This is a genomic window from Bacteroides coprosuis (assembly GCF_020741705.1).
GTDB lineage: Bacteria > Bacteroidota > Bacteroidia > Bacteroidales > Bacteroidaceae > Bacteroides_E > Bacteroides_E coprosuis.
Genome location: NZ_DYYK01000018.1, coordinates 1 through 23,411, shown reverse-complemented (window position 1 = coordinate 23,411; position 23,411 = coordinate 1). Strand labels below are relative to the sequence as shown.

24 protein-coding genes are annotated in these 23,411 nt (G+C 35.0%); 7 read left to right on the top strand and 17 right to left on the bottom strand.

Features of this window, described 5'->3' with window-relative positions; genetic code table 11:
- The 4 genes from K8V80_RS01200 to K8V80_RS01185 form a co-directional block, all read right to left on the bottom strand.
- On the bottom strand, positions 1–569 hold a 569-nt coding region (locus K8V80_RS01200; protein ID WP_276774861.1), incomplete at its 3' end, for an energy transducer TonB.
- Between the two features lie 4 nt (positions 570–573).
- Positions 574–987: an ExbD/TolR family protein gene (locus tag K8V80_RS01195; RefSeq protein WP_276774859.1), complete on the bottom strand. Its 414-nt coding sequence runs from the start codon at positions 985–987 to the stop codon at positions 574–576.
- Between the two features lie 43 nt (positions 988–1,030).
- Positions 1,031–1,741, bottom strand: coding sequence for a MotA/TolQ/ExbB proton channel family protein (locus K8V80_RS01190; protein WP_040310247.1), 711 nt, complete (start codon positions 1,739–1,741; stop codon positions 1,031–1,033).
- Positions 1,741–2,457 (bottom strand): pyridoxine 5'-phosphate synthase, encoded by a 717-nt coding sequence (locus K8V80_RS01185; protein ID WP_006743526.1) that lies wholly within the window; start codon positions 2,455–2,457, stop codon positions 1,741–1,743. Before K8V80_RS01185 ends, K8V80_RS01190 begins: the two co-directional genes overlap by 1 nt.
- 104 nt (positions 2,458–2,561) lie before the next feature.
- On the opposite strand from K8V80_RS01185, the gene K8V80_RS01180 reads away from it, so the two are divergent.
- The gene (locus K8V80_RS01180; protein WP_276774857.1) at positions 2,562–3,428 is read left to right on the top strand and encodes an NAD kinase; all 867 of its coding nucleotides are present in this window, start codon (positions 2,562–2,564) and stop codon (positions 3,426–3,428) included.
- Positions 3,429–3,580: 152 nt separating this feature from the next.
- Here K8V80_RS01180 and K8V80_RS01175 read toward each other — a convergent pair whose 3' ends face one another.
- From K8V80_RS01175 to mdh, 3 genes are all read right to left on the bottom strand, one after another.
- Positions 3,581–4,786 (bottom strand): heparin lyase I family protein, encoded by a 1,206-nt coding sequence (locus K8V80_RS01175; RefSeq protein ID WP_276774854.1) that lies wholly within the window; start codon positions 4,784–4,786, stop codon positions 3,581–3,583.
- 11 nt (positions 4,787–4,797) lie between these two features.
- Entirely contained in the window at positions 4,798–6,753 is a 1,956-nt protein-coding gene (locus K8V80_RS01170) for a sulfatase-like hydrolase/transferase (RefSeq protein ID WP_276774851.1), read from the bottom strand.
- Positions 6,754–6,980: 227 nt separating this feature from the next.
- Entirely contained in the window at positions 6,981–7,910 is a 930-nt protein-coding gene (gene mdh, locus K8V80_RS01165) for a malate dehydrogenase (protein WP_006743530.1), read from the bottom strand.
- Between the two features lie 245 nt (positions 7,911–8,155).
- On the opposite strand from mdh, the gene K8V80_RS01160 reads away from it, so the two are divergent.
- The 5 genes from K8V80_RS01160 to K8V80_RS01140 all read left to right on the top strand — a co-directional run bounded on the left by K8V80_RS01160 (position 8,156) and on the right by K8V80_RS01140 (position 13,983).
- On the top strand, positions 8,156–8,980 hold the full coding sequence (locus K8V80_RS01160; RefSeq protein WP_423773051.1) for a hypothetical protein: 825 nt from the start codon (positions 8,156–8,158) through the stop codon (positions 8,978–8,980).
- 91 nt (positions 8,981–9,071) lie between these two features.
- On the top strand, positions 9,072–10,538 hold the full coding sequence (locus tag K8V80_RS01155; RefSeq protein WP_276774844.1) for a TolC family protein: 1,467 nt from the start codon (positions 9,072–9,074) through the stop codon (positions 10,536–10,538).
- 16 nt (positions 10,539–10,554) lie between these two features.
- Positions 10,555–11,550, top strand: coding sequence for an HlyD family secretion protein (locus K8V80_RS01150; protein WP_006743533.1), 996 nt, complete (start codon positions 10,555–10,557; stop codon positions 11,548–11,550).
- A gap of 9 nt (positions 11,551–11,559) precedes the next feature.
- Positions 11,560–12,738: an ABC transporter permease gene (locus K8V80_RS01145; RefSeq protein ID WP_276774841.1), complete on the top strand. Its 1,179-nt coding sequence runs from the start codon at positions 11,560–11,562 to the stop codon at positions 12,736–12,738.
- On the top strand, positions 12,739–13,983 hold the full coding sequence (locus tag K8V80_RS01140; RefSeq protein WP_276774838.1) for an ABC transporter permease: 1,245 nt from the start codon (positions 12,739–12,741) through the stop codon (positions 13,981–13,983).
- Positions 13,984–14,052: 69 nt separating this feature from the next.
- Here K8V80_RS01140 and K8V80_RS01135 read toward each other — a convergent pair whose 3' ends face one another.
- From K8V80_RS01135 to K8V80_RS01090, 10 genes are all read right to left on the bottom strand, one after another.
- Positions 14,053–15,162: an Mrp/NBP35 family ATP-binding protein gene (locus K8V80_RS01135; RefSeq protein ID WP_006743536.1), complete on the bottom strand. Its 1,110-nt coding sequence runs from the start codon at positions 15,160–15,162 to the stop codon at positions 14,053–14,055.
- A gap of 6 nt (positions 15,163–15,168) precedes the next feature.
- Complete coding sequence (gene trmB / locus K8V80_RS01130) at positions 15,169–15,927, bottom strand: tRNA (guanosine(46)-N7)-methyltransferase TrmB (RefSeq protein ID WP_006743537.1); 759 nt, start codon at positions 15,925–15,927, stop codon at positions 15,169–15,171.
- Between the two features lie 36 nt (positions 15,928–15,963).
- Complete coding sequence (locus K8V80_RS01125; protein ID WP_006743538.1) at positions 15,964–16,983, bottom strand: branched-chain amino acid aminotransferase; 1,020 nt, start codon at positions 16,981–16,983, stop codon at positions 15,964–15,966.
- 31 nt (positions 16,984–17,014) lie between these two features.
- Positions 17,015–17,236, bottom strand: a complete 222-nt coding sequence (gene xseB / locus K8V80_RS01120) for an exodeoxyribonuclease VII small subunit (protein ID WP_006743539.1) — start codon at positions 17,234–17,236, stop codon at positions 17,015–17,017.
- The gene (xseA, locus tag K8V80_RS01115; RefSeq protein WP_006743540.1) at positions 17,229–18,482 is read right to left on the bottom strand and encodes an exodeoxyribonuclease VII large subunit; all 1,254 of its coding nucleotides are present in this window, start codon (positions 18,480–18,482) and stop codon (positions 17,229–17,231) included. Before xseA ends, xseB begins: the two co-directional genes overlap by 8 nt.
- 3 nt (positions 18,483–18,485) lie before the next feature.
- The gene (locus tag K8V80_RS01110; RefSeq protein WP_276774829.1) at positions 18,486–19,847 is read right to left on the bottom strand and encodes a S8 family peptidase; all 1,362 of its coding nucleotides are present in this window, start codon (positions 19,845–19,847) and stop codon (positions 18,486–18,488) included.
- On the bottom strand, positions 19,840–20,937 hold the full coding sequence (gene mnmA / locus K8V80_RS01105; RefSeq protein ID WP_276774826.1) for a tRNA 2-thiouridine(34) synthase MnmA: 1,098 nt from the start codon (positions 20,935–20,937) through the stop codon (positions 19,840–19,842). The genes K8V80_RS01110 and mnmA overlap by 8 nt, the downstream gene beginning before the upstream one ends.
- A gap of 113 nt (positions 20,938–21,050) precedes the next feature.
- On the bottom strand, positions 21,051–21,527 hold the full coding sequence (gene ispF, locus K8V80_RS01100; protein WP_006743543.1) for a 2-C-methyl-D-erythritol 2,4-cyclodiphosphate synthase: 477 nt from the start codon (positions 21,525–21,527) through the stop codon (positions 21,051–21,053).
- A gap of 1 nt (position 21,528) precedes the next feature.
- Positions 21,529–22,131, bottom strand: coding sequence for a fumarylacetoacetate hydrolase family protein (locus K8V80_RS01095; RefSeq protein ID WP_276774822.1), 603 nt, complete (start codon positions 22,129–22,131; stop codon positions 21,529–21,531).
- Positions 22,132–22,139: 8 nt separating this feature from the next.
- On the bottom strand, positions 22,140–22,790 hold the full coding sequence (locus K8V80_RS01090; RefSeq protein WP_006743545.1) for a redox-sensing transcriptional repressor Rex: 651 nt from the start codon (positions 22,788–22,790) through the stop codon (positions 22,140–22,142).
- Between the two features lie 149 nt (positions 22,791–22,939).
- Here K8V80_RS01090 and K8V80_RS01085 point away from each other — a divergent pair, with 149 nt between their 5' ends.
- Entirely contained in the window at positions 22,940–23,302 is a 363-nt protein-coding gene (locus tag K8V80_RS01085) for a translation initiation factor (protein ID WP_276774816.1), read from the top strand.
- Positions 23,303–23,411: the final 109 nt, after the last annotated feature.

Sequence of the window (23,411 nt, the reverse complement as noted above, 5' to 3'; positions counted from 1 at the left end):
GTGGAAGGTATGCCATCAAAAGCATTTTTTACTTTTTCTGAAGCGGTATTTGTGCCATCCATTTGTGCACCTTTACCAAAGGCTCCAGCAACACGTCTACGAGCAGCTTCTTCTGCAGCTTTTTGCTCTTTTTCTATTCTCTGCTCTTCTCTTTTTTTAGCCTCTTCCGCCTCTTTACGTTCACGTTCTAAACGTTCCTGCTCTTTCTTCTTAGCTTCAACAGCCAACTCTTCGGGAGTTTTTTCTTTAGGCTTCTCTTTTTCTTTTTTGGGTTCCAAAGCAACAGTTTCCTCCACATCTTGAGTGATTAACTCTTGCTTTATCTCTTCAGTCTCCACTGGTATTGGTTCTACTTTGGGCTCTTCAGGTAGAACATCCACATCAACATAGTGATCTACACGTTCCCCACCAATAGCATAGTCCACTTGTCCCATAAGTATAGGAACTCCACTCTCTTCATCGGGTTCAGGTATTACAATAGTAAACCACACCAAAAACCCAATTAGGAGTAAATGGACAAGGATTGCACCAATAGCACCAATTATGCGACCTTTCTCTTTTGTCTTCATTCTGTTATCTTCCTTCTGGAGGGCGAGTTGCTAAAACCATTTTAAACTGGTTCTCATTTGCGATATTGAGTACCTTTACAATTTCTCTATAAGGTACCGCTTCATCGGCATAAAGAGCAACATACATTTCGGGTTCTCTCAACGCACACTCTTGTAAAAAGACAGGCAAATCATCCACCTCTAGCATTAGTTCTTTTTCATTTCCAAAAGCTGCATAGAAGTTTAAGTCTTTGTCTATTATCACACGAGTCAATGGCTTAGCTGACGTTTGCTGTTTTCCTTGTGGCAATAATACTTTAATAGCATTAGGAGAAACCACAGTAGATGTAATCATAAAGAATATCAGCAATAGAAAGATTACATCGGTCATGGAAGCCATACTAAAGCTCGGAGATATTTTTGTTCTTCTTTTTAACATTCTCTTCTCTTTCTATTTATACTTGATAAATTGTTTTGCTAATCTATTTAGCTGGCTCATTTAACAAGTCCATGAAAGCCATAGTTTTTGACTCCATATTATTCACTATACCATCAATTAAAGACACTAAGTAATTATAAGCAAACATTGCGATAATACCTACTACAAGACCACCAATTGTTGTGATCATCGCTTCGTAGATACCTCCTGACAAGAGTGTTATATCAACATTATTACCTGCATTAGCCATTTCATAAAAGGCTCTTACCATACCGGTAACAGTACCTAAGAAGCCAATCATCGGTGCACCACCTGCTATAGTAGCCATAAAGTTTAGCCCTTTTTCGAGTTTAGACACCTCTAGGTTTCCTACATTTTCGATAGCGGCTTGGACATCATTTACAGGTCTTCCCAAACGATTAATTCCTTTTTCAATCATTCTTGCTGCAGGGGTGTTTACAGACTGACAGTATTCCAATGCACCTTTGATATTTCCACTAAGAATATCGGCTTTTATCTTGTCTATAAAATCGGGGACATCTTTACTAGCCTTACGTATCACATAAATACGTTCAAAGAAAATATAAAAACAAATGAGAGATAAGATTGCTAGAACAATCATAATCCAGCCACCTTTAGCGGCCATCGTTAAAAGATTCATTTGTTCTGACTCTGCTACTTGGGCTATTCCTGCTCCAGCTAAAGTGTCCACTTCGTTAACTGCCACTTGGGCAACTGATAGTAGTGTATTCATCATTCGGATAAACATTTTTTATACTCCTGAATGGTTTTCTCTAGTCCTAAGTAAAGTGCATCGCTTATTAGTGCGTGTCCAATAGAAACTTCATCCAACCATGGAATGTTGTTATAAAGATAATTTAAGTTCTCTAAATTTAAATCGTGACCGGCATTCAAACCCATACCCAAACTTTTAACCAATTTCGCAGCTTCAATGAAGGGAGCTGCTGCTGTTGCTGGATCAGTAGGGTAATTTAAGGCATAAGGCTCTGTATAGAGCTCTACTCTATCAGCTCCTGCTTTTGCAGCATATTCAATCATCTCTTTGTCTGTTTCAATAAAAACAGAAGTGCGAATACCTGCTGTATTAAACTCATCTAACACTTCTCGCAAGAAAGCTTGATGTTCTTTTGTATTCCAACCAGCATTAGACGTTAGCTGATCAGGAGAATCAGGCACAAGTGTTACTTGATGAGGTTTCACACTTAACACTAAGTCAATAAAATCTCTTGATGGATAACCTTCAATATTAAATTCTGTTGTAATAATAGGACGCAAATCAAAAACATCCTTTCGTGTAATGTGTCGCTCATCTGGGCGGGGGTGTATAGTGATGCCATCGGCACCAAATCTTTCGCAATCTTTAGCTACTTGAACTACATTAGGCACATTACCGCCTCTAGAATTTCTTAGAGTGGCAACTTTGTTTATATTAACGCTTAATTTAGTCATAATTTTAAACCTATTCTTTTAGGCAAATTTACAAATATTAGTGATAACCCGACAGAATTAGGAAAAAAAAGAGCACTTTTGCAAGTGTATTCAACATTGTTTATATGGAATTCGCAATCATAGGAAATAACTATCAAGTAGAAAAAGCTATTCATACAAAAAACTTGCTCCATATTCTTTTCTCTAAAGGGGCAACAGTTAAGATGTGTCGGAGTTTTTATGAGTTCATCAAACCATCATTAGGAGAAATGAATAAAGCACCTATTTTGTTCGAAGATAACAATTTTTCTGCAGATATGGTGATTAGTATTGGTGGAGATGGAACCTTTTTGAAAGCAGCCCGTAAAGTTGGGAATAAAGAAATTCCAATTATTGGAATCAATACAGGTCGCTTAGGTTTCTTGGCAGATGTCTCCCCTGAAAATATGGAGCAAACCATTGAAGAAATATTACAAGGTAAATACGAGATAGAAAAAAGATGTGTTTTACAACTCGGCTGTAATCATCCTAAGATTAAAAGCCCTTTTGCTTTAAATGAAATAGCTATTTTAAAGAGAGATGATGCTTCTATGATAACTATACATACACACATAGACAACTCTTATCTAGCAACTTATCAATCGGATGGATTAATCATTGCTACTCCTACAGTATCTACGGCTTATTCTCTAAGTGTAGGTGGCCCTATAGTAGAACCAAACTCAAAAACACTAGTTATTAACCCTGTAGCACCACATAGCTTAAACGTGCGTCCTTTTATTATCCGTGACAACATTACCGTACACCTAAAAATAGAAAGTAGAAATCATAATTTCTTAGTTTCGATAGATGGTAGAAGCTATACTTGCAATGATGACACAGAGCTTTGTATTAGCAAAGCCGATTATTCTGTTCAAGTAGTAAAAAGACAAAATCATCATTTTTACGATACCCTTAGAGATAAGCTCATGTGGGGTGCCGATAAAAGATAAATCCAAAATATTCGTCTGAAACAAGCATTATTAGCAGATGCATGAGAATATTGTGTCGGTGTCATCGTATCATCATGACACCGACATGATGATACGATGACACCGATATGACATTCTCCTATCGGTGTTATTTGTTTCAGTATTTATACTTTTTACTTACGCTGGTATTCTTTGTAACCTGCTAAATGATACAAAACAGGAACTGTACTATTCCCTACTCTATAGATACCAAATTTAAAGTAATATCCATCTTCATCATTTCTTCCAATTAAAATATCAGCATCATCTACAAGAATTATAGATTGGGGTTTATTGTTTTTTTCATAAGACATAGAAACATCTAAACGTCCTCCCTTTACAATGCGTTCAGATTGTCCACTATATTGAGTCCAATCCACATTTACTTTAAAAGAAACCCAAGTATCTTTTGGAAAATCATTCATTGCCATTTTATAAGCAATCGTAGAAACTTTATAAAGACTCTTTTTGGGTACGAGTATATCACTCTTCAACGGACTAGCATTACAGCGATCTGTTTTATCAGACAGCCATTTTCTATCTGAATTTGCTTTGATATAAAACAACCCATCTGTAAAGCCAAAAGCCAAGGGAGGATATCCTCCTTGCTCTATCTTCCAACCATTGGGTTTGCCTTTTTTATATTTAATCTCTCCAGTCTTTTTATCAATTACTTCGATTTTCTCATACCCTGTATCTTTTTCAAAAAGAGTAGTTTTATCTAATTGTAAAAACTCTTCAGTCGTTAGCATCTTAAGTTCTCCATCAGGGGTTTCAACTAGCCTCCTATCCGGCATACCATGCCACTGAGCAAAAATGGTAGATACACTTTCATCTATATCTGATGGTATATAAACAGAAAACTCATAAGCCATTGAACTACCTTGAGAACAGATACCTTTACCGTGGTGATAAACCGTTTTTAATTTTTGAGCAGACTCATAAACTCTAACTGGCTGACCTTCAAAATCCTTTTTAGTAGCATAACAATAGGATAACTCAGCTCTCCCTTTTGTCGTACCCTCTTCATAACCCGATAAAGAATTGTCATCTGCCTTTAATTCGAAACGAAAAGAAGGTTTACCATTAAATAGAAGATCATAATCTCGACCAATTGCATGTTTCTTCTTAGACCCCACTGCAACCCATTCACCATCTATTATAGCTTCACTTGGTGCATATTCACTTTGTACATTTACTCTATGAGGCAAAGCTATAACCCCTTTTTCAGTTTCGACTTCTGTATTTTGTCCAGTTTGACTTTGCTCATTATCAAGCTCAGTTGTCGCATCTGCATGAGTACAAGCACTCACTAAAAACAATAACAATAATTTTTTCATCCATCTAGTATTTAAGGTTTTGAACGACTAATTCGACGTCCCTTATTTAATTTAACTCCTTGTTCATAAAAAGAGCTATAAATATCTTTCACTTCTATTATACCCATATCAGCAAGTATTCCCTTAGCCATAAGTCCTGGATCTTCATTGGCCTGAGCAGGCATATTCTCTTCGGCATAGAGAAGGCGATCTTTAAATTGCGATAAATCAGAATGAGTCGATTTATCTTTAGAAAGACATTCTAGAATAGAAAACTTCATCTTGGAAGATTCAGCATTATCAAAATCCACTAAATACTCTAAAGCCTTCTCTTGTGCCCCAGAATAATAAAGTGCATAAGCAGCCTCAGCAGAAAGATACGGGTCTTCTTCTGACAATATCTCAAGTAGTTCTTGCGGTGTGTTTTGTAAATAACCAGCTTGGGCAAGATTTCCCAATCCAACTACAGCCCAATATCTAAACTCCTTTAATGGGTTTTTCAAATGAGCTAATAAATCATCAATGTCTTTTTCTTGAGCAGAACTTGCTAGTTCAACAAGATTATATAAATCCTCTAAAGGATAATGTCCCTCTCTTACATAAGAGTAAATATTTACCCCTTCTCGTGAACTAGGTAGAAAGAAACCTAAATCATGTGTTTTTCTTATATGCGTACTTGCTTTTTCTCTAAAGCGTTCTAATACATTTCGGTATTCTTGTGTAGCAGCCAAGTTGTTCATTTCCCAAGGATCACTTTCCAAATCAAACAACAATTCAGAAGGCTGAATTTCATAAGGTAAATTCCATATAGGATTTTCATTTTTACCTGAAAAAACATAAGTATCCCAAGCTATATTAGCTGGCATTCCCCATTGATAGTAATTACGAAGAGATGTTCGTCTATAAGGGATATAGTTTCTTATGTATTTGTACTTCCCATCGGTTACCGCTCTTACGGGCATATAGTGATGCAACTGATTCGTTGCAAAAGCATACTGATATTCTTGAGCTGGCTGTTTTTCCTCACCCATAAAAGCTTTTCCTTGCATAGACTCAGGAATAGAGACTCCAGCTAAACTCAAAATTGTAGGAGCAAAATCAACAAACCCCACCAAATCTTTCTGTTGAGATGGAATATTTGTTTTTGCCAAATGCTTCCACTTAGGAGGAAAATAAACCACAAAAGGAATCTTTAACCCTGTTTCATATAAATACCCTTTGCCTCGAGGTAAACAACCACCATGATCACTATACACAAAAATGATGGTATTCTCAGACAATCCTCTCTCCTCTAAGTCGGCTAGAAAGGTTCCAACCCATTTGTCTATATCTTGAGCTGCTTCTAAATGTGCTGCATAGTCTGAGTACATTTCAGGCAAATCAGGAAAGTGAAGAGGTAAAACCAAACTGTCTATATTAATACCCTCTTGGAGATAATCCCTTCTACCTTCCATATGAAATGTGCGCATTCTTCCCATATGTGAAGCCTCACTGTTAAAAACAGAAAAGAAGGGTTGCAGAGCATCCCTATCAGAATGATTGTACGTAGCCTCTCTTCGGCAATCATTCCAGCAGCTTTTGTTATTCAGTTTCGTATTATAATGAGTTTTACTATTATTTGTACAATAATATCCTGCATTCTTCAAAAGCTCAGGAAATAATATATTTTTAGGTGTTATGTGAGCTACGGGGTGCACATCCATACCATAAGTTGTAGCATACGAACCAGTAATTAAAGAAGATCGAGCAGGAGAACTTTGTGGAGCAGTAGACCATGCGTTCATAAATTGCACACCTTCTCTTGCTAACTTATCAATATGGGGAGTATGAACTTGATCATTGCCATAACATCCAAAAAGAAAAGCACTCGTATCTTCAAATGCTAAGCAAAGTATATTGGGTTTATCAGGCTGATTTTTATTCTGAGCTATTAGTCCGCTAGTAACACAGCTCATTGTGAGTGTAGAAAGAAGTAATCTAGAATTCATTAATTTATATTTTGAGATAATTCAGTTAACCCTATAAATATCGCCCGATTATTCTTTTCTAACTTTTACAATTATCTACAATACTATCAAGATTGTTTAGTAACACTCAATATTACCTTTATGAGAGCTTTTAAGCCTTAAATACTCTCTGTAAAAACCCAAAAAAAGAGGCAATCCGAAGATTGCCTCTTTAATTCCATAACTAAATACTGTTACTATTTTCTTAATTATAATTTAAGACCAGCATTAACTTTACGTACAGCAGCAGCACTAGCTTTGAATGCTTCTTTTTCTGTATCGTTAAGTGGTAGTTCAACGATTTTTTCAATACCGTTACGACCTAAAATTACTGGTACACCACAGCAAATGTCTTTTTCACCATATTCTCCTTCAAGATATACAGAACATGGAACCATTTTACCTTGGTTATGAATAATAGATTCTACTACAAATGCTCCAGCAGCACCTGGTGCATACCAAGCTGATGTTCCAAGAAGACCTGTTAATGTAGCACCACCAACCATTGTTGATTTAGCAACTTCAGCAAGTTTTTCTTCTGAAAGGAAGTTTGTAACAGGAAGACCTTTATATGTAGCGAAACGAGTCAAAGGAATCATTGTTGTATCACCGTGACCACCAATAACTAGACCTTCTACTTCGTTAGCGTTGCAACCTAGAGCTTGAGATAAGAAGTATTTGAAACGTGAGCTATCTAGTGCACCACCCATACCAATGATACGGTTCTTAGGAAGACCTAATTCTTTAAGTGCAAGATAAGTCATTGTATCCATTGGGTTAGAAATAATAACTAGAATTGCTTTTGGAGAATGTTTAAGAGCATTTTCAGCAACAGTTTTTACAATACCTGCATTAACACCTACAAGTTCTTCACGAGTCATACCTGGTTTACGAGGAATACCTGAAGTAATTACAATAACATCAGAGTTTGCTGTTTTTGCATAATCGTTTGTGCAACCAACAACCTTAGTATCAAAACCTAAAAGTTGAGCTGTTTGCATCATATCCATTGCTTTACCTTCTGAAACACCTTCCTTAACGTCTAGCATTACTACTTCGTCTGCTACTTCGTTAAAAGCTAAAACATTAGCACAAGTTGCACCTACGTTACCTGCACCTACTACGGTTACTTTTGACATAATAATCTGTTTTTGTTTATAATATATATGAATAGCTTCTAAAAAACTATTATCTGTATCTATTCGTAATACAAAAATAACAAACCATTTTGGATTAGGGAAATATTTCCTTAATATTTTTAATGAAACAAGTTATACAATCAGTTATAAAACACTATTTTTGTACGTAATCAAAGTTAATAATAAATAAAATGAAAAAAAGCCCAAAGACACTAATTATTTTGATTGCCATATTGAGTATCATAATGTTGGCGTTTATTTTCTTATTTGTTTTTGAGAAAAAGACTAATATAGAGTTAGTTGAGAGCTTTGAGTTGGAAAAAGAAGATCTTGAAAACGAGTATACTTCTTTTGCAAAACAGTACGACGAATTACAACTTACTGTCAGCAATGACTCTTTAGCAGAATTATTAGAAAAAGAACAAACTAAGACCCAAAGATTACTAGAAGAGTTACGTACAGTAAAAAGTAGTAATGCATTAGAAATACGTCGACTAAAGAAAGAATTATCTACTCTACGCAAAGTTATGGTGAGCTATATCAACCAAATTGATTCTTTGAATCGATTAACACAACAGCAAAAAGAGATTATAGCAGAAGTAACTAAAAAATATGATACAGCAACAAGGCAAGTAAGTTCTCTTTCACAAGAAAAGAAGAAACTGAATCAAAGAGTATCATTAGCTGCTCAACTTGACGTTACAAACCTCTGGATGGAGGCTAAAAACCGAAGAGGAAAAGAAGCTAAAAAGATGAAAGATGCTACCAAGTTCCACATAGGTTTTACTATTGTAAAAAATATCACAGCAGAAACTGGGGATAGAACTCTCTATGTAAGAATTACGAAACCTGACCAAACAGTATTAACAAAAGATCAAAGCCTCACATTCAAATATGAGAATAGAGAACTACCCTATTCGATAAAGAAATACATCGAATATGATGGTGAAGAACAAAAAATAGTTGTTTATTGGGATATCGAAGAATTCTTATATCCAGGTAGTTACCGTGTAGATATATTTGCTGATGGAACCTTGATTGGATCAAGTTCATTCAACTTTGACAAGTAAAAGAGAAAACTTAGCCCTACTTGTCTTAACAATCAGATTTAATAATTGTACTTTTGCCCTTAAGAACAAGTAACGAAACACACAAATGTTTATGAAAAAAATATGGTATACTCTGATTATCGTAGCAAGTAATCTCAGTTATAGCTACGTAAATGCACAAGAACTTTTATCGCTATCAGACTGCCGTTCACTAGCCTTAGAGCATAGTAAACAACTACATATTTCACAAGAGAAGATTACCGCCGCCCACAATTCAAAAAAGGCGGCGTTTACTTCGTACTTACCAAGTGTATCTGCCACTGGTACATATTTTAGAAATCAAAAAGAATTTTCGGTTTTAAATAACGACCAGAAGAAAGAGATTAATAATTTAGCCCCTAATGCAAAGTCAAGAATATATCAATTGGCTGATATTTTAGGCAGTGATAATCCAAAGATTAAATCATTAATCCAAGGACTAGGAGATGAAGCTTTTACAGAGTTAGGAAATTTTAGTGAAGCATTAATTGAAGGGGTTCGCACAGACACAAGAGATGTTTATGCTGGAGCTATCTCTATCACTCAACCTCTATATATGGGTGGAAAAATAAGAGCCTACAATAAGATTACAAAATTTGCAGAAGAGTTAGCACATCAAGCACACAATAGCGAGTTGCAAGAAGTAATCCTTACTGTAGATCAATCTTACTGGCAGGTTGTATCTCTGGTTAATAAAGAAAAACTTGCAACAAGTTTTTTAGAATTACTTAATAAGCTTGACCAAGATGTACAACACCTCATTGATGAAGGTATGGCAACCAAAGCAGACGGGCTATCTATCCGTGTAAAAGTTAATGAAGCTGAGATGACACTGACTAAGGTAAAAGATGGTTTAGCTTTATCGAGAATGCTACTTTGCCAAGTTTGTGGTATTGATTTAAAATCACCTATAACTTTAATAGATGAACAAGTGAATGATCTTCCTACCGCAGCTATTTATTCTGACTTTGATTTAGAACAAGCCTATTCCAAAAGACCTGAAGTAAAAAGTTTGATGTTAGCTACTCAAATTTACGAACAAAAGATAAGATTGACCCGTTCTGAATATCTCCCAAACATAGCTCTATCGGGAAACTATATAGTAACTAACCCATCATTCTATAATGGCTTTGAAAATAAATTTAGAGGAATGTGGAATATAGGAGTTGCTGTAAAAATTCCAATTTGGAACTGGGGACAAGGATTCTATAAAACTAGAGCCGCTAAAGCTGAGGCAAGAGTTACTCAATTACAATTAGCAGATGCCAAAGAAAAAATCGAGTTACAAATTAATCAATCTGCATTCAAGGTTAATGAAGCTAGTAAGCGATTAACTATGGCCAGCAAAAACATGGAAAAAGCAGATGAAAATCTAAAATATGCCACTTATGGTTTTCAAGAAGGAGTAATACCTGTAAGTAATGTTTTAGAAGCACATACAGCATGGCTATCAGCTCAATCAGATAAAATAGATGCTCAGATAGAAGTTAAACTAACCGATATCTATTTCAAGAAAGCATTAGGTACATTAACAGAATAAACACATTTATAAATCAATGGTAACAGAGAAGCAACAGAAGAGCAATATTTTACTTGCTTTTATTACGTTATTAGTAGTTATAGGAATTGTAACTATTGTAGGATTCTTCTTACTTAAAAAAGGCCCTGAAATAATAGAAGGTCAGGCAGAAGTAACAGAATATAGGGTATCAAGTAAAGTACCCGGTCGTATTCTTGAATTTAAAGTTGTCGAAGGGCAAAAAATCCAAGCTGGTGATACATTGGCTATACTAGAAGCCCCAGAAGTCATGGCTAAGCTTGAACAAGCCAAAGCAGCTACTGCTGCAGCTGAAGCTCAAAATGCAAAAGCTATAAAAGGAGCTCGTCAAGAGCTTATTCAATCAGCTTATGAAATGTGGCAAAAAGCCAAAGCTGGGTTAGAAGTGATGGAAAAATCATACATCAGAGTAAATAACCTATATAACAAAGGTGTACTTCCTGCTCAAAAACTTGATGAAATAACAGCCCAAAGAGATGCTGCCCGAGCTACAGAGAAAGCAGCTAAATCTCAATATGATATGGCTGTAAATGGAGCTGAAAGAGAAGATAAAATGGCTGCTGCCGCACTAGTGGACAGAGCAAAAGGTGCTGTTGCCGAAGTAGAGTCATATATAAAAGAGACTTATCTTATAGCACAAATGGATGGAGAAGTATCAGAAATATTTCCTAAGGTAGGTGAACTTGTTGGTACAGGTGCTCCAATTATGAACGTGTCTGTACTTGATGATATGTGGGTTACATTCAATGTAAGAGAAGACTTATTGAATGGGTTAAATGTTGGAGATGAATTTAATACATTCATTCCTGCTCTAAATAAAAAAGGAATGACCGTGAAAGTTACTTATATGAAAGATATAGGAACTTATGCTGCTTGGAAAGCCACTAAGACAACTGGACAGTATGATCTTAAGACTTTTGAAGTAAAAGCTATCCCGACAGAAAAGATAGACCGATTACGTCCTGGAATGACTGTCATTTATACAAAAAAATAAGATTATTAAATGGCAAGAAGGAATATAGAAACAGGTTTTTGGGCTACATGCAAAAGAGAGGTACACCGATTATATAGTCGACCATTATATCTCTTTTGTATGATAATAGCACCTCTTTTCTCAGCTATTTTTTTTACGACACTGATGAAAGAAGGATTACCAAATCATCTTCCTGTTGCGGCTGTTGACCTTGATCAAACTTCCACCTCTAGAAAAATTTTAAGGAACCTGAACTCTTTTCAACAAACCAAGATTGTTGATCACTATAACTCTATAGAAGAGGCTCGTAGAGCTATGCAAAGAGGAGAAGTTTATGGTTTTTTTTATTTACCTAGAGGATTATCAGAGCAGGCACAAAGTCAAAAACAACCTACCCTATCTTTTTATACCAATAACTCATTCTTAGTGGCAGGATCACTTCTATTTAAGGATATGAAAACAATGGGGGAATTAGCTGCTGGAGGAGCTGCAAGAACTGTTTTGTATGCTAAAGGAGCGTCAGAACAACAAGCGATGGCTATTCTAAGACCTATTTCCATTGATACTCATCCATTAAATAATCCATGGCTTAATTACTCCGTTTATTTATCCAATACACTCATACCTGGTGTCTTGTGTTTAATGATTCTTATGGTAACTGTTTTTTCAATTGGTGTAGAAATAAAAGAAGGAACTTCAAGACAATGGCTACGTACAGGAAACCGTTCTATATTTACTTCCTTAATGGGTAAATTATTCCCGCAGACAGTTATATGGATGATTATGGGTGGATTTATACTTACTTATTTATATGGGTATTTATCATTCCCTTGTAATGGTGGAATAGGCCCTATGATATTAGGTATGCTGGGCTTGATTCTAGCATCTCAAGGATTGGCTATATTTATGTATGGAGTAACTCCAATATTAAGACTAGCTTTAAGTTCTGCTTCATTGTGGGGAGTTTTATCATTCTCCATTACAGGATTTTCTTTTCCTGTTATGGCTATGCATCCTACATTACAAGCTTTAAGTAATTTATTCCCTTTACGCCACTATTTCCTTATATATGTAAATAGTGCTCTAAATGGATACTCTATGGAATATGCATGGAGTAACTATGTAGCAATGTTAATCTTTATGGCACTACCTTTCCTTGTGCTTAATCGATTAAAAACGGCTCTAGTTTATTATAAACACATGCCCTAAATGAAAGAAAATAGTTTCAAAGACAAAATTAAAGAGGGTATTAACGATGTCTTCTACATTTGGAAAGAGGAATTCGTTGCTACTTTTAAAGATGAAGCAGTATTAACTTTCTTATTACTGCTACCATTGGCCTACCCTTTACTTTACGCTTTTATTTATACTAATGAAGTAGTAAGAGAGGTTCCTACTGTTGTTGTTGATTTATCTCAGAGCACTTTAAGTAGGAAATATCTACACAAAGTAGATGCTACCCCAGATGTTAACATTGTGGCTTATTGTAATGACTTAGAAGAAGCTAAAGAACAAATGAGACTAAGAGAAGCTTATGGAATCATCTATATACCAGCTGACTTTAGTAATAATTTGGCAACAGGGAAACAATCTCAAGTTAGTTTATTCTGTGATATGAGTGGACTTCTCTATTATAAAGCAATAGTGATGGCTAATACAGCTGTCTCCTTAGACCTTAATAAAGAGATAAAAATAAAACTAGCTCATAATACCACAGAAAGAGAAGATGAGATTACAGCTTACCCAATAGAATACCAGGATGTAGCATTGTATAATCCCGCAAATGGATTTGCAGCCTTTTTAATTCCAGCTGTATTAATTCTGATTATTCAGCAAACCTTATTACTCGGCATTGGCACATCTGCTGGCACAGCTCGAGAAAACAATAAATTCAGAGATTTAATTCCTGTCAACAAACACTATACTGGTACTTTACGTATAATACTGGGCAAAGGCTTAGGTTACTTCATGTTTTATATTCTTCTAGCCTTATATGTAGTATGCGTTGTTCCAAAAATATTCACACTTCCACAAGTAGGTGAGGCTAAAAATTTAGTACTATTTATAATCCCTTATTTAGCAGCTTGTATTTTCTTTGCTATGACCGCTGCTGTAGCAATAAGAAACAGAGAAACGAGTTTGCTTATTTTTGTTTTCACCTCAGTTCCTCTTTTATTTATATCCGGTATTTCTTGGCCTGGAGCGGCTGTGCCAGAGTTTTGGAAGTATGTTTCTTATCTATTCCCTTCTACATTTGGTATAAATGGATATGTACGATTAAATAGTATGGGTGCTACCTTACATGAAGTAGCATTTGAATATAAAGCACTTTGGGTTCAAACAGGCTTTTACTTTTCAACAACATTCTTTGTTTACAGACATCAGATTTTATTAAGTAGGAAACACATCATCCAAGAATATAAACGTCTTAGAAAAAAACGAAATAACCAATAATAAAAAGGTGGAGTAACATTCAAGTTCTCCACCTTTTCTTATGACGTTTATAACGACTATATATTCCCTTTATCGAGTAGTTATCTCTACTATTTTTGTAGGGTCTTGATTTTCATTTCTCAAGTTAACCTGCTCAACAACTGACTCTGCGACAGATTTAAATGCTGCTCCTGTAATAGAATCTTCATTTAAAGCCACAGGACTACCAGTATCTCCACCTTCACGAATACTCTGAACAATAGGAATTTGACCTAATAAGCGAACATTCATTTCTTCTGCTAACTTTTTAGCTCCATCTTTTCCAAAAATGTAATATTTATTTTCAGGTAATTCTGCAGGAGTAAACCAAGACATATTTTCTATAAGTCCTAAAATAGGAACATTTACTTTGTCATTAGTAAACATGTTAATTCCTTTTCTGGCATCAGCTAAAGCTACATCTTGAGGGGTACTAACTACCACGATACCTGTAAGAGCCAATGTTTGAACTATCGTCAAATGAATATCACTTGTGCCTGGAGGTAAGTCTATCAAAAGATAGTCTAAATCACCCCAGTTAGCATCACCTATAAGTTGTTTTAAAGCATTACTAGCCATTCCTCCTCTCCATAGAGTAGCTTGATCAGGATCAACAAAAAATCCAATAGATAATAATTTCACCCCATACTTTTCGATGGGTTCTATCAACTCTCTATTAGCTACCTCCACTAACATGGGTCTAGCATCTTCTACTTGAAACATCTTAGGCATAGAAGGTCCAAAGATATCAGCATCAAGAAGTCCAACCTTGTAGCCCAATTTAGCTAACGCTACAGCTAGATTGGAAGCAACAGTAGATTTACCTACACCTCCTTTACCAGAGGATACGCCAATAATATTTTTAACTTGAGGCAATAACTTCCCTACTTCAGGACGAGCTGCTTTACGGGTATTTACTTCAATATTACCTACAATATCGATATCTTTACTTACATAAGTAAGAATCGCTGATTCAGCTGATTTTATCACTGATTTGATAAATGGATCGGTTGGTTTCTCGAATAAGATGGAGAATGACACTTTATTCCCCTCTATTCGTATATTATCATCCACCATATCAGCTTCTACTAGATTTTTACCATTACCAGGATAACGCACATTCTTCAGTGCATCTAGAATTAATTTCGGATATAATGTCATTTCTATTTATTTACTAGTTTGTAAGCCACTTCGCTTACTTCTATTATAGCTTCTATATGTGTCTAATTCAATTTCCACATCTGGTTCACAAAGTACTCCCTCATGGGGTAACTTGAACTTCATATATTTAATAGATAACCCCCTATTAATCCATTGTTTTTCATAATAGGTTTGAATTTCTAAAATATCATCTACCAGATTAGAATGATATAAATCTTCTGTAGAAAAAAGAAGGGGCAATTTATTTTCCTCAACCATATATTGGGTATAAGTAAACATAAAATTACTATCGGTTTTGAGGTGAATAAGACCATTATCTATTAAAAAGCTTCTATATCTCTCCATAAAATAAGTAGAGGTTAATCTTTTTGTTGCTTTCTTCATCTGTGGATCTGAAAATGTCAACCAGATTTCACTTACTTCATTTTTATCAAAGAATCGTTCTATAATTTCGATATTAGTTCGTAAGAAAGCAACATTCGTCATTCCTTTTTTATGGGATTCTGTTGCACCAGCCCACATGCGAGCTCCCTTAATATCAACACCTATAAAGTTTTTATTAGGGAACATTTCACCCAGACCTACTGTATATTCACCTCTACCACAACCCAACTCTAAAACAATAGGATTGTCATTTTTAAAAAAATCACTATTCCACTTTCCCTTCATATCAAAAGGAATAGCTTGTGATACATGAAAAGGATACTCAAAAACATGAGGGAGAGCCGCCATTTCAGCAAACTTCTCTAGTTTGTTTTTTGCCATGAATTAATTTATTCTTTTTCTACAAGATATCTGCTATTACTCAACAATAGTGATCCAACCATACTTATCTGATTCATCACCATATTGAATAGCTCTTAGTTTATTATATAGTTTTGTGGAATAAGGACCAGCCTTACCATCTTTACTTATTACATAAGATTTGTTCATATCCAAATCATCTACTCTCTCTACTGGACTAATTACAGCAGCTGTACCACATGCTCCAGCTTCATCAAAAGTGGATAATTCTTCTTCTAAAACAGGACGCTGTTCTACTGTCAACCCTATTTCTTTAGCAAGAGTCATTAAGCTCTTGTTTGTAATAGAAGGAAGTATGGAGTCTGATTGTGGTGTAATATAAGAAGTACCTCTTATACCAAAGAAATTGGCAGGTCCGCATTCATCTAAATATTTTTTTTCTTTAGAATCCAAAAATAATACTGCAGCATAACCTAAAGACTTCGCATGTTCTCCTGCTAACATTCCAGCAGCATAATTTCCACCTACTTTATACCTACCAGTACCCAATGGAGCCACCCTATCATACTGACGAAGAATAGCATAAGGATTTGGTTTGAATCCTTCTTTAAAATAAGGACCTACAGGAGTAACCATTACCACAAACATAAATTCTTTTCCAGGGTGTACCCCTATCTGAGCACCAGTGCCAAAAAGAATAGGTCTGATATATAAAGAAGCTCCACTTTCATATGGTGGAACAAAGCGTTCATTTAGTTTAACAGCTTTGATAACTGCTTCTTCATATTTTTCAATAGGAAGCTTCGCCATACAAATTCCTTCACAAGAAGTTTGTAAGCGTTCTGCATTATCCTTAATACGGAATATTCTAATTTTACCATCTTTCCCTTTGAAAGCTTTCATTCCTTCAAAGGCTTCTTGTCCATAGTGTAGACAAGTGGCAGCCATATGAATATTAATATATTCATCACTACACACTTCTAGTTCACCCCACTCACCATTACGGTAGTTTATTCTAACATTGTAATCAGTTTTGACGTATCCAAAACCTAAGTTCGACCAATCTATTGATTTCATAATTTCTAGGTATTAAGAACTATACTTACTTTTATTGATTATCTGAAGTATCTCCTTCAGACAGTAATTTCTCAACTTCTTTGTTTACTTCGTTTAATTTGCCTGAGCAAAATTTGATTAGTGCATTAGCCTCTTTAACTTGATTCGCTAGTAGATCTATATCTAATGACTGTTCTTCAATATGATTAACAATTTCCTCCAATCGTTTGATCGCTGTAGAATAGTCTTTAGGCAACTTATCTTTCTTATTCATATTCTGTCTTCTTTTCTATGTGTGCTTTTGACTCTCCATCATACATTTTTATAATAATATCAGAGTCTTCTTCAATATCTTTAATAGATGAAATTATCACACCATTTTGTGATAAGAGAGCATATCCTTTCTTTAATATTTCATACGGAGATATACTTTTAATTTCAAGAGATATAGATCTTAGCAAGTATTGTTGGTCCTTAAGATACAAGTTTGTACTCAATTTCAAACGATTATATAAGTCTTTAACTTTAAAATTCTCATTAGCTATCGAAAGATTTACATTAGATGGAAGCCTGGCAATAAGCCTATTAAGTCTTTCAGTTTCCATTTGTAATTTCTGTACTACACTTGTCTTTAGTTGAAAAGACAAGTCATTTAGTCTTCCTATAACATTCATCATCCGATTAACCAAAAACTCTGCCGCTGCTGTTGGTGTTTTCACTCTTGTATTCGCTACAACGTCTAGAACAGTATCATCTCTTTCATGACCTATTCCAGTAATAATGGGCATAGGAAACTGAGCACATGAGGCTGCCAATAGATATGTATCAAACCCACTCAAATCGGACGTAGCACCGCCACCTCGTATAATCACAACAACATCAAAATCTTTTTTACGAGCAAGAATAGCATCTAAAGCATTTAATATCGTTCTTTCTACCTGCTCACCTTGCATAATAGCTGGAAACAACTCTGTATAAAAAGATATTCCCCAACTATTACCTTTCAGCTGATCGCAAAAATCGCCATAACCAGCCGCAGTAGCAGAAGATATGACAGCTATCCTTTGAGTTAATAATGGCAGCTCTAATTCCTTATTTAAAGTTAGTACTCCTTCTTCTTCCAACTGCTTTAGGATATCTGTTCTCCTCTTAACCATATCACCCAAAGTATAAGTGGGATCAATGTTTTGAACTGTTAAGCTATAACCATATAATTCATGAAAAGTAACCTCTACTTCAACTAATACCTTAAGCCCTGAATGAAAAGTCTCTCCTGTTGTTTCTTCAAAATAGGGCCTTAATACATGAAATACATTTGACCAGATAACACCTCTTGCCTTAGCTATAAGTGAAGATGTTCTTTCATCCTTTTGAATAAATTCAAGGTAGCAATGACCAGAAGTATTCGACCGAACATCACTTATCTCGGCCTGAATCCAATAAGTATCAGGGAGGCAAGCTTCTATGCCACGTCGAACAAGATTATTTAACTCTAATAAGGAAAGTATATTCTCACTCATTCTTTATTTCTTCTCTTTCAAGTAAGCCTGCCAAAGATTAGGAATACCATAACCATATATATTATTGGGAAAATCTACTCGATCGCCAACAGACTGTACTAATTTTATAATTTCATAAGCAGTAAGATGAGGTAGTGATTCCCAAAGACAAGCTACCATACCACACATGATAGGTGAAGCAAACGAAGTACCATTTGCTGTTGTCAGGATACCATCAGTCCCCATTACATCTGCAAAAAGTCCGACTGCTACGACATCAGGTTTTATTCTACCATCTGCTGTATTTCCAATCGAAGAAAATGGAGCTAATACGCCCTCTTTATCAACAGCTCCAACAGTAATAACATTAAAAGCATCTCCTGGAGTGGTTGTTTTCTTCCATGAACCCATTCCTGAATTACCAGCACTACAAACTAAAATCATCCCTTTATCTGCAACTTTTGAAGCTTGTCGAGACATTAAAGCATGAGATCCATCTAAATCTCTATATCTATAGTTTTTAGACTTATCATCAAATTCATTATATCCCAAAGATGTATTTACGACATCCACACCAACACTGTCAGCAAACTCTATTGCCGCCGCCCAATAATCTTGCTCAACAAGATGTTCTGAACGATCATCCTCGCTTCTTAATAACCAATAAGAAGCTTTGGGAGCAGTACCAACCATATAATGTGGTTTATTCATTGCCATACAAGATAAAACTGCCATGCCATGACTGTTTTCAGCAAAAATATCACTTGTCGGATTCACAAAGTCTTTAGTTCCAAGAATCTCTATATTATCCATTCCTTTAATACTATCCACATTGTGAAATCCAGCATCAATTACTGCAATGGTAATACCTTCCCCTTTAAAACCCTCAGCATGAAGTTTGTCAACTCCACTTATTTGAATTTGTTCTATACCTACACCATAATAAGTATCAAGCCATTTCATATCATTAGAAATGGTATCTCTTTGGGATATTCTATTTTTCTTATCTGCTTCAGAGGCTTCCCACACCAACTCTATATCCTTTATAAAAGGGAATTTTCTGACAGAGTCAATTTTTCTGGGGTCATTGCAAGATACTGTGACAAAGTTATCCCATTTGCCCACAGCTACAACGTTCAAATCAGACTCTTTTATCTGATTAATGTAAGTCTTGTTAACGGGTAAATCAGTTTCATCAATTGGAAGACCTTGTTTTTTTCTACGTTCTATAGCCTTAACCGACAAGAACTCTTCAGGTTTATCTATACAATATTCTGAATTCAACTTATCCGTTAAGCTAATTCTATATTTTAGTGTGTCTATTTGGGCAAAAGCAATAGTTGTCAGTGATAAAAGCACTGAAAATGAAAAAACTATTTTACGCATTATATTTATCTTTATTCTGTTCTACAATCCAGTTTATTCCTTTTTGAGAAGCTATATATGCTCCACCCAATACCCTATTATCAGAGTAAAAAACTGCAGATTGACCAGGTGTTATAGCTGAAGCAGATCCATTAAACTTAACTAATAAATTCCCTTCTTCTAAACGAATTACTTGACAAGGAATAGGCTTACTTCTATAACGTACCCGAACAGTTAAATTATCACATTCAAAAATTTCATCTGGGGCAACTAATTCATCTTTTTCAAGTAACATATATCCAGTTTCTAGATCTGAAGCATCACCCAACATAACCGTATTTTTGTCGGCATTAATTTTTAAAACATATGCAGGTTTACCTAAAGCAATATTAAGACCTTTACGCTGTCCTATTGTATAATAAGGGTAACCTAAATGTTCACCCAGTTTCTTTCCTTTCGCATCAACAAACCACCCTCTACCAATTTCTTTATCTAAATCAGGATAGTATTCTTTTAAAAAATCTCTATAATCACCCTTAATAAAGCAAACTTCCATACTTTCACCTTCCTCAGACTTATGAACAAATCCTTTATTCTTAAGATATTCACGCACTTCAGTCTTCACAAATGGTCCAAGTGGAAACATACATCGACTCAATATATCTTGACCTAATCTCCATAAAAAATAGGATTGATCTTTTTTTGTATCTCTCCCAGCCAGAAGGTAAACTTTTCCATTGCGTTCTTCGAGCAAAGAATAATGACCTGTAGCAATCCATTGGCAATTTAGTTTATCAGCATAATCTTTTAAAATTCTAAATTTGAAAAGAGGGTTACACATGACACATGGATTCGGAGTTCTTCCACTTCTATATTCATCAATAAAGTTCTTAACTACCGAAGCCTTAAAATCATCACGTTCATCTGCTATATAGTGTTCCATACCTAATCTATCAGCTAATTCTTTAGCTTCAGAAGGTGCATCACCCCACACTTGCATAGTAACACCAACAGGTGTATATCCTTGTTCCATTAACATTATGCAAGTTGCAGAGCTATCAATACCTCCACTTAGACCTACCAAAACACGCTTATTCCTATTCTTGTCCATGCTATTTTCGTTATACACAAATGTAATTGATTTTAATGATATATGCTATCTGATAAAACAAAAGAGCCTGAAGTTAAACTTAGGCTCTTTAATCTATATATTTAAAGGTTATCTTATTTTTCAATAAGCACTGTAGCATAAGCGGCAATGCCTTCTTGGCGACCGACGAACCCAAGCTTTTCAGTTGTTGTCGCTTTTATAGAAAGATCTTCTTCATCAATCCCCATCACTCTAGCAAGAACACACTTCATTTCTTGAATATAAGGATTTAATTTAGGTAATTCTGCACAAATAGTAGCATCAATATTCCCAATTGAAAAACCTTTCTCTTGTAAAAGAGCAACAGTCCTTTTAAGAAGAATCTTACTATCTATATCTTTAAATTCACCAGCGGTATCAGGAAATTGGAATCCAATATCTCTCAAGTTTGCAGCTCCTAGTAGAGCATCACAAATAACATGAACAAGAACATCGGCATCTGAGTGGCCTTTTAATCCTCTCTCATAGTCAATTTTTATACCTCCTAACCATAAATCACGACCTTCTGAAAACTGGTGAACATCATAGCCAAAGCCTACTCTTATTTTCATATTAACGTATATCTAAACTTAATACTTGATTATTTTCAATAAATCCATCAAAATGCTGACCGATATCTAGTTTTCCAGCTCCTTCGGGAGTACCTGTGAAAATTAAATCACCAATCTTCAATGTATAAAACCGACTAACATATGCTATTATTTGATCAATACTCCAAACCATTTCATTAGCATTCCCTCTTTGTACAGTTTGTTTATTTATATTTAAAGAAAATCTAAGATTCTCCAAATTCAAATTAGCAACAGGTATGAAATCACCTATAACAGCTGAACTATCAAACCCTTTCGATAAATCCCATGGTAAACCATGCTCTTTAGCATGAGATAAAATATCTTCTGCTGCCAAATCAAGACCTACAGTTACTTTATCATAATATCGATGAGCAAAACGTTCCGAAATATTTTTTCCTAATCTATTTATATGAAAAACCAACTCTCCCTCATATTTAAAATTGGAAGAGAAGTCAGGAAGGAAAAAAGGCTTTCCATCTTTTAGAAAAGCTGAGTCTGGTTTGAGAAACACAAATGGATCAAGTGTATTTAAGCCATCTTTATGAAGTGAAGCATAATTACGACCTAAGCATATTATTTTCATACTAAAATTTACTTATTAAAATTTAAGCGATTAAACATAACTGCTAAATGTGCATAAAGAGAAGTGTTTTGCACGACAATATTTTCGGGAACACGAATTCTAAAAGGTGTAAAATTCCATATCGCTTGAACTCCACCTTTCACCATATAATCTGCTATATCTTGAGCTATTTCTATAGGTACAGTTAAGACTCCTATATTAACGTCTGAATCTTTCATTTTTTCAATAAAATCGTCTGTATGATAAATAGGAATACCATTAATTTTTTTACCCACTAGCTTAGGGTTCACATCAAAGCCCCCTACAATCTCGAGCCCAAAATGAGTCAACCCAGTATCTCTTATTAAAGCCCCTCCCAAGCTACCTACACCAAATAAATAGGCTTTATGCATTCTAGTAAATCCTAAAAAATCTTCTAGCACAGATATTAAAGCATCTACTTCATACCCTACTCTAGTTTTACCTGAGATATTTACATAAGATAGATCTTTAGCTATTTGAGATGAGTCTATATTTGTTTCCTTAGATAATTGAGTTGACGAAACATATTGCTCTCCGCGTTTTTTCATCAACCGCACATTTGATAGATACCATGGAAGTCGTCGTAAGGTTGGCTCTGGTACTTTTACTTTTTGTTGATACGGTATCTGATTACTCATAATTTCCTTGTTTATTAGAATACACAAATTTACACTAAAATATTAACAATGAATAGAGATAACAATAAAGCTTTTTCAATCTTTCTCTTAATTTCTTTGATAAAGTAGCGCCAAAATCATATTTTTGATTTAAAATTAAGAACGAAACCATGAAAAAAAACGACTGGAAACAACGTCTAAATGTTGTTTATTCCACCAATCAAGATTTCCAATATGAAGAAAATGAGGAAGAATCAACAGATACAATTCCTCCACAACAGCAAAAGTTAAGAGTTCAGTTGGATAGAAAGAATAGGGGTGGCAAAACGGTAACTCTAATCACTGGATTTATAGGAAATGAAACCGACTTAAAAGGATTAGAAAAAGCTCTTAAAAGTAAATGCGGTGTAGGAGGATCAAGTAAGAACAATGAGATTATTATACAAGGGGACTTTAAAGACCGTATAGTTTCACTCTTAAAAGAACTAGGTTATTCACAAACTAAGGGTCTGTCCGTAAAGTTGGGGATTTAACAATTAAGCGTATAGCATCATCACTCTATACAGATAGAACTTTACATCATCTACTCCTCTGAATGTAGCTCTGAAAGATTTAAGTTTGGCATTGAAAGATTCAGCTGAA

What these genes read in the sequence shown, in the direction of transcription:
- K8V80_RS01175 (WP_276774854.1), bottom strand. Translation starts at nt 4,786, where the DNA reads ATGAAAAAATTATTGTTATTGTTTTTAGTGAGTGCTTGTACTCATGCA.
- K8V80_RS01140 (WP_276774838.1), top strand. Translation starts at nt 12,739, where the DNA reads ATGAAAGAAAATAGTTTCAAAGACAAAATTAAAGAGGGTATTAACGAT.
- mnmA (WP_276774826.1), bottom strand. Translation starts at nt 20,937, where the DNA reads ATGGACAAGAATAGGAATAAGCGTGTTTTGGTAGGTCTAAGTGGAGGT.
- K8V80_RS01090 (WP_006743545.1), bottom strand. Translation starts at nt 22,790, where the DNA reads ATGAGTAATCAGATACCGTATCAACAAAAAGTAAAAGTACCAGAGCCA.
- K8V80_RS01150 (WP_006743533.1), top strand. Translation starts at nt 10,555, where the DNA reads ATGGTAACAGAGAAGCAACAGAAGAGCAATATTTTACTTGCTTTTATT.
- K8V80_RS01160 (WP_423773051.1), top strand. Translation starts at nt 8,156, where the DNA reads ATGTTGGCGTTTATTTTCTTATTTGTTTTTGAGAAAAAGACTAATATA.
- K8V80_RS01190 (WP_040310247.1), bottom strand. Translation starts at nt 1,741, where the DNA reads ATGAATACACTACTATCAGTTGCCCAAGTGGCAGTTAACGAAGTGGAC.
- xseA (WP_006743540.1), bottom strand. Translation starts at nt 18,482, where the DNA reads ATGAGTGAGAATATACTTTCCTTATTAGAGTTAAATAATCTTGTTCGA.
- mdh (WP_006743530.1), bottom strand. Translation starts at nt 7,910, where the DNA reads ATGTCAAAAGTAACCGTAGTAGGTGCAGGTAACGTAGGTGCAACTTGT.
- trmB (WP_006743537.1), bottom strand. Translation starts at nt 15,927, where the DNA reads ATGGCAAAAAACAAACTAGAGAAGTTTGCTGAAATGGCGGCTCTCCCT.
- K8V80_RS01125 (WP_006743538.1), bottom strand. Translation starts at nt 16,983, where the DNA reads ATGAAATCAATAGATTGGTCGAACTTAGGTTTTGGATACGTCAAAACT.
- K8V80_RS01095 (WP_276774822.1), bottom strand. Translation starts at nt 22,131, where the DNA reads ATGAAAATAATATGCTTAGGTCGTAATTATGCTTCACTTCATAAAGAT.
- K8V80_RS01085 (WP_276774816.1), top strand. Translation starts at nt 22,940, where the DNA reads ATGAAAAAAAACGACTGGAAACAACGTCTAAATGTTGTTTATTCCACC.
- ispF (WP_006743543.1), bottom strand. Translation starts at nt 21,527, where the DNA reads ATGAAAATAAGAGTAGGCTTTGGCTATGATGTTCACCAGTTTTCAGAA.
- K8V80_RS01180 (WP_276774857.1), top strand. Translation starts at nt 2,562, where the DNA reads ATGGAATTCGCAATCATAGGAAATAACTATCAAGTAGAAAAAGCTATT.
- K8V80_RS01135 (WP_006743536.1), bottom strand. Translation starts at nt 15,162, where the DNA reads ATGACATTATATCCGAAATTAATTCTAGATGCACTGAAGAATGTGCGT.
- K8V80_RS01195 (WP_276774859.1), bottom strand. Translation starts at nt 987, where the DNA reads ATGTTAAAAAGAAGAACAAAAATATCTCCGAGCTTTAGTATGGCTTCC.
- K8V80_RS01110 (WP_276774829.1), bottom strand. Translation starts at nt 19,847, where the DNA reads ATGCGTAAAATAGTTTTTTCATTTTCAGTGCTTTTATCACTGACAACT.
- K8V80_RS01155 (WP_276774844.1), top strand. Translation starts at nt 9,072, where the DNA reads ATGAAAAAAATATGGTATACTCTGATTATCGTAGCAAGTAATCTCAGT.
- xseB (WP_006743539.1), bottom strand. Translation starts at nt 17,236, where the DNA reads ATGAATAAGAAAGATAAGTTGCCTAAAGACTATTCTACAGCGATCAAA.
- K8V80_RS01170 (WP_276774851.1), bottom strand. Translation starts at nt 6,753, where the DNA reads ATGAATTCTAGATTACTTCTTTCTACACTCACAATGAGCTGTGTTACT.
- K8V80_RS01145 (WP_276774841.1), top strand. Translation starts at nt 11,560, where the DNA reads ATGGCAAGAAGGAATATAGAAACAGGTTTTTGGGCTACATGCAAAAGA.
- K8V80_RS01185 (WP_006743526.1), bottom strand. Translation starts at nt 2,457, where the DNA reads ATGACTAAATTAAGCGTTAATATAAACAAAGTTGCCACTCTAAGAAAT.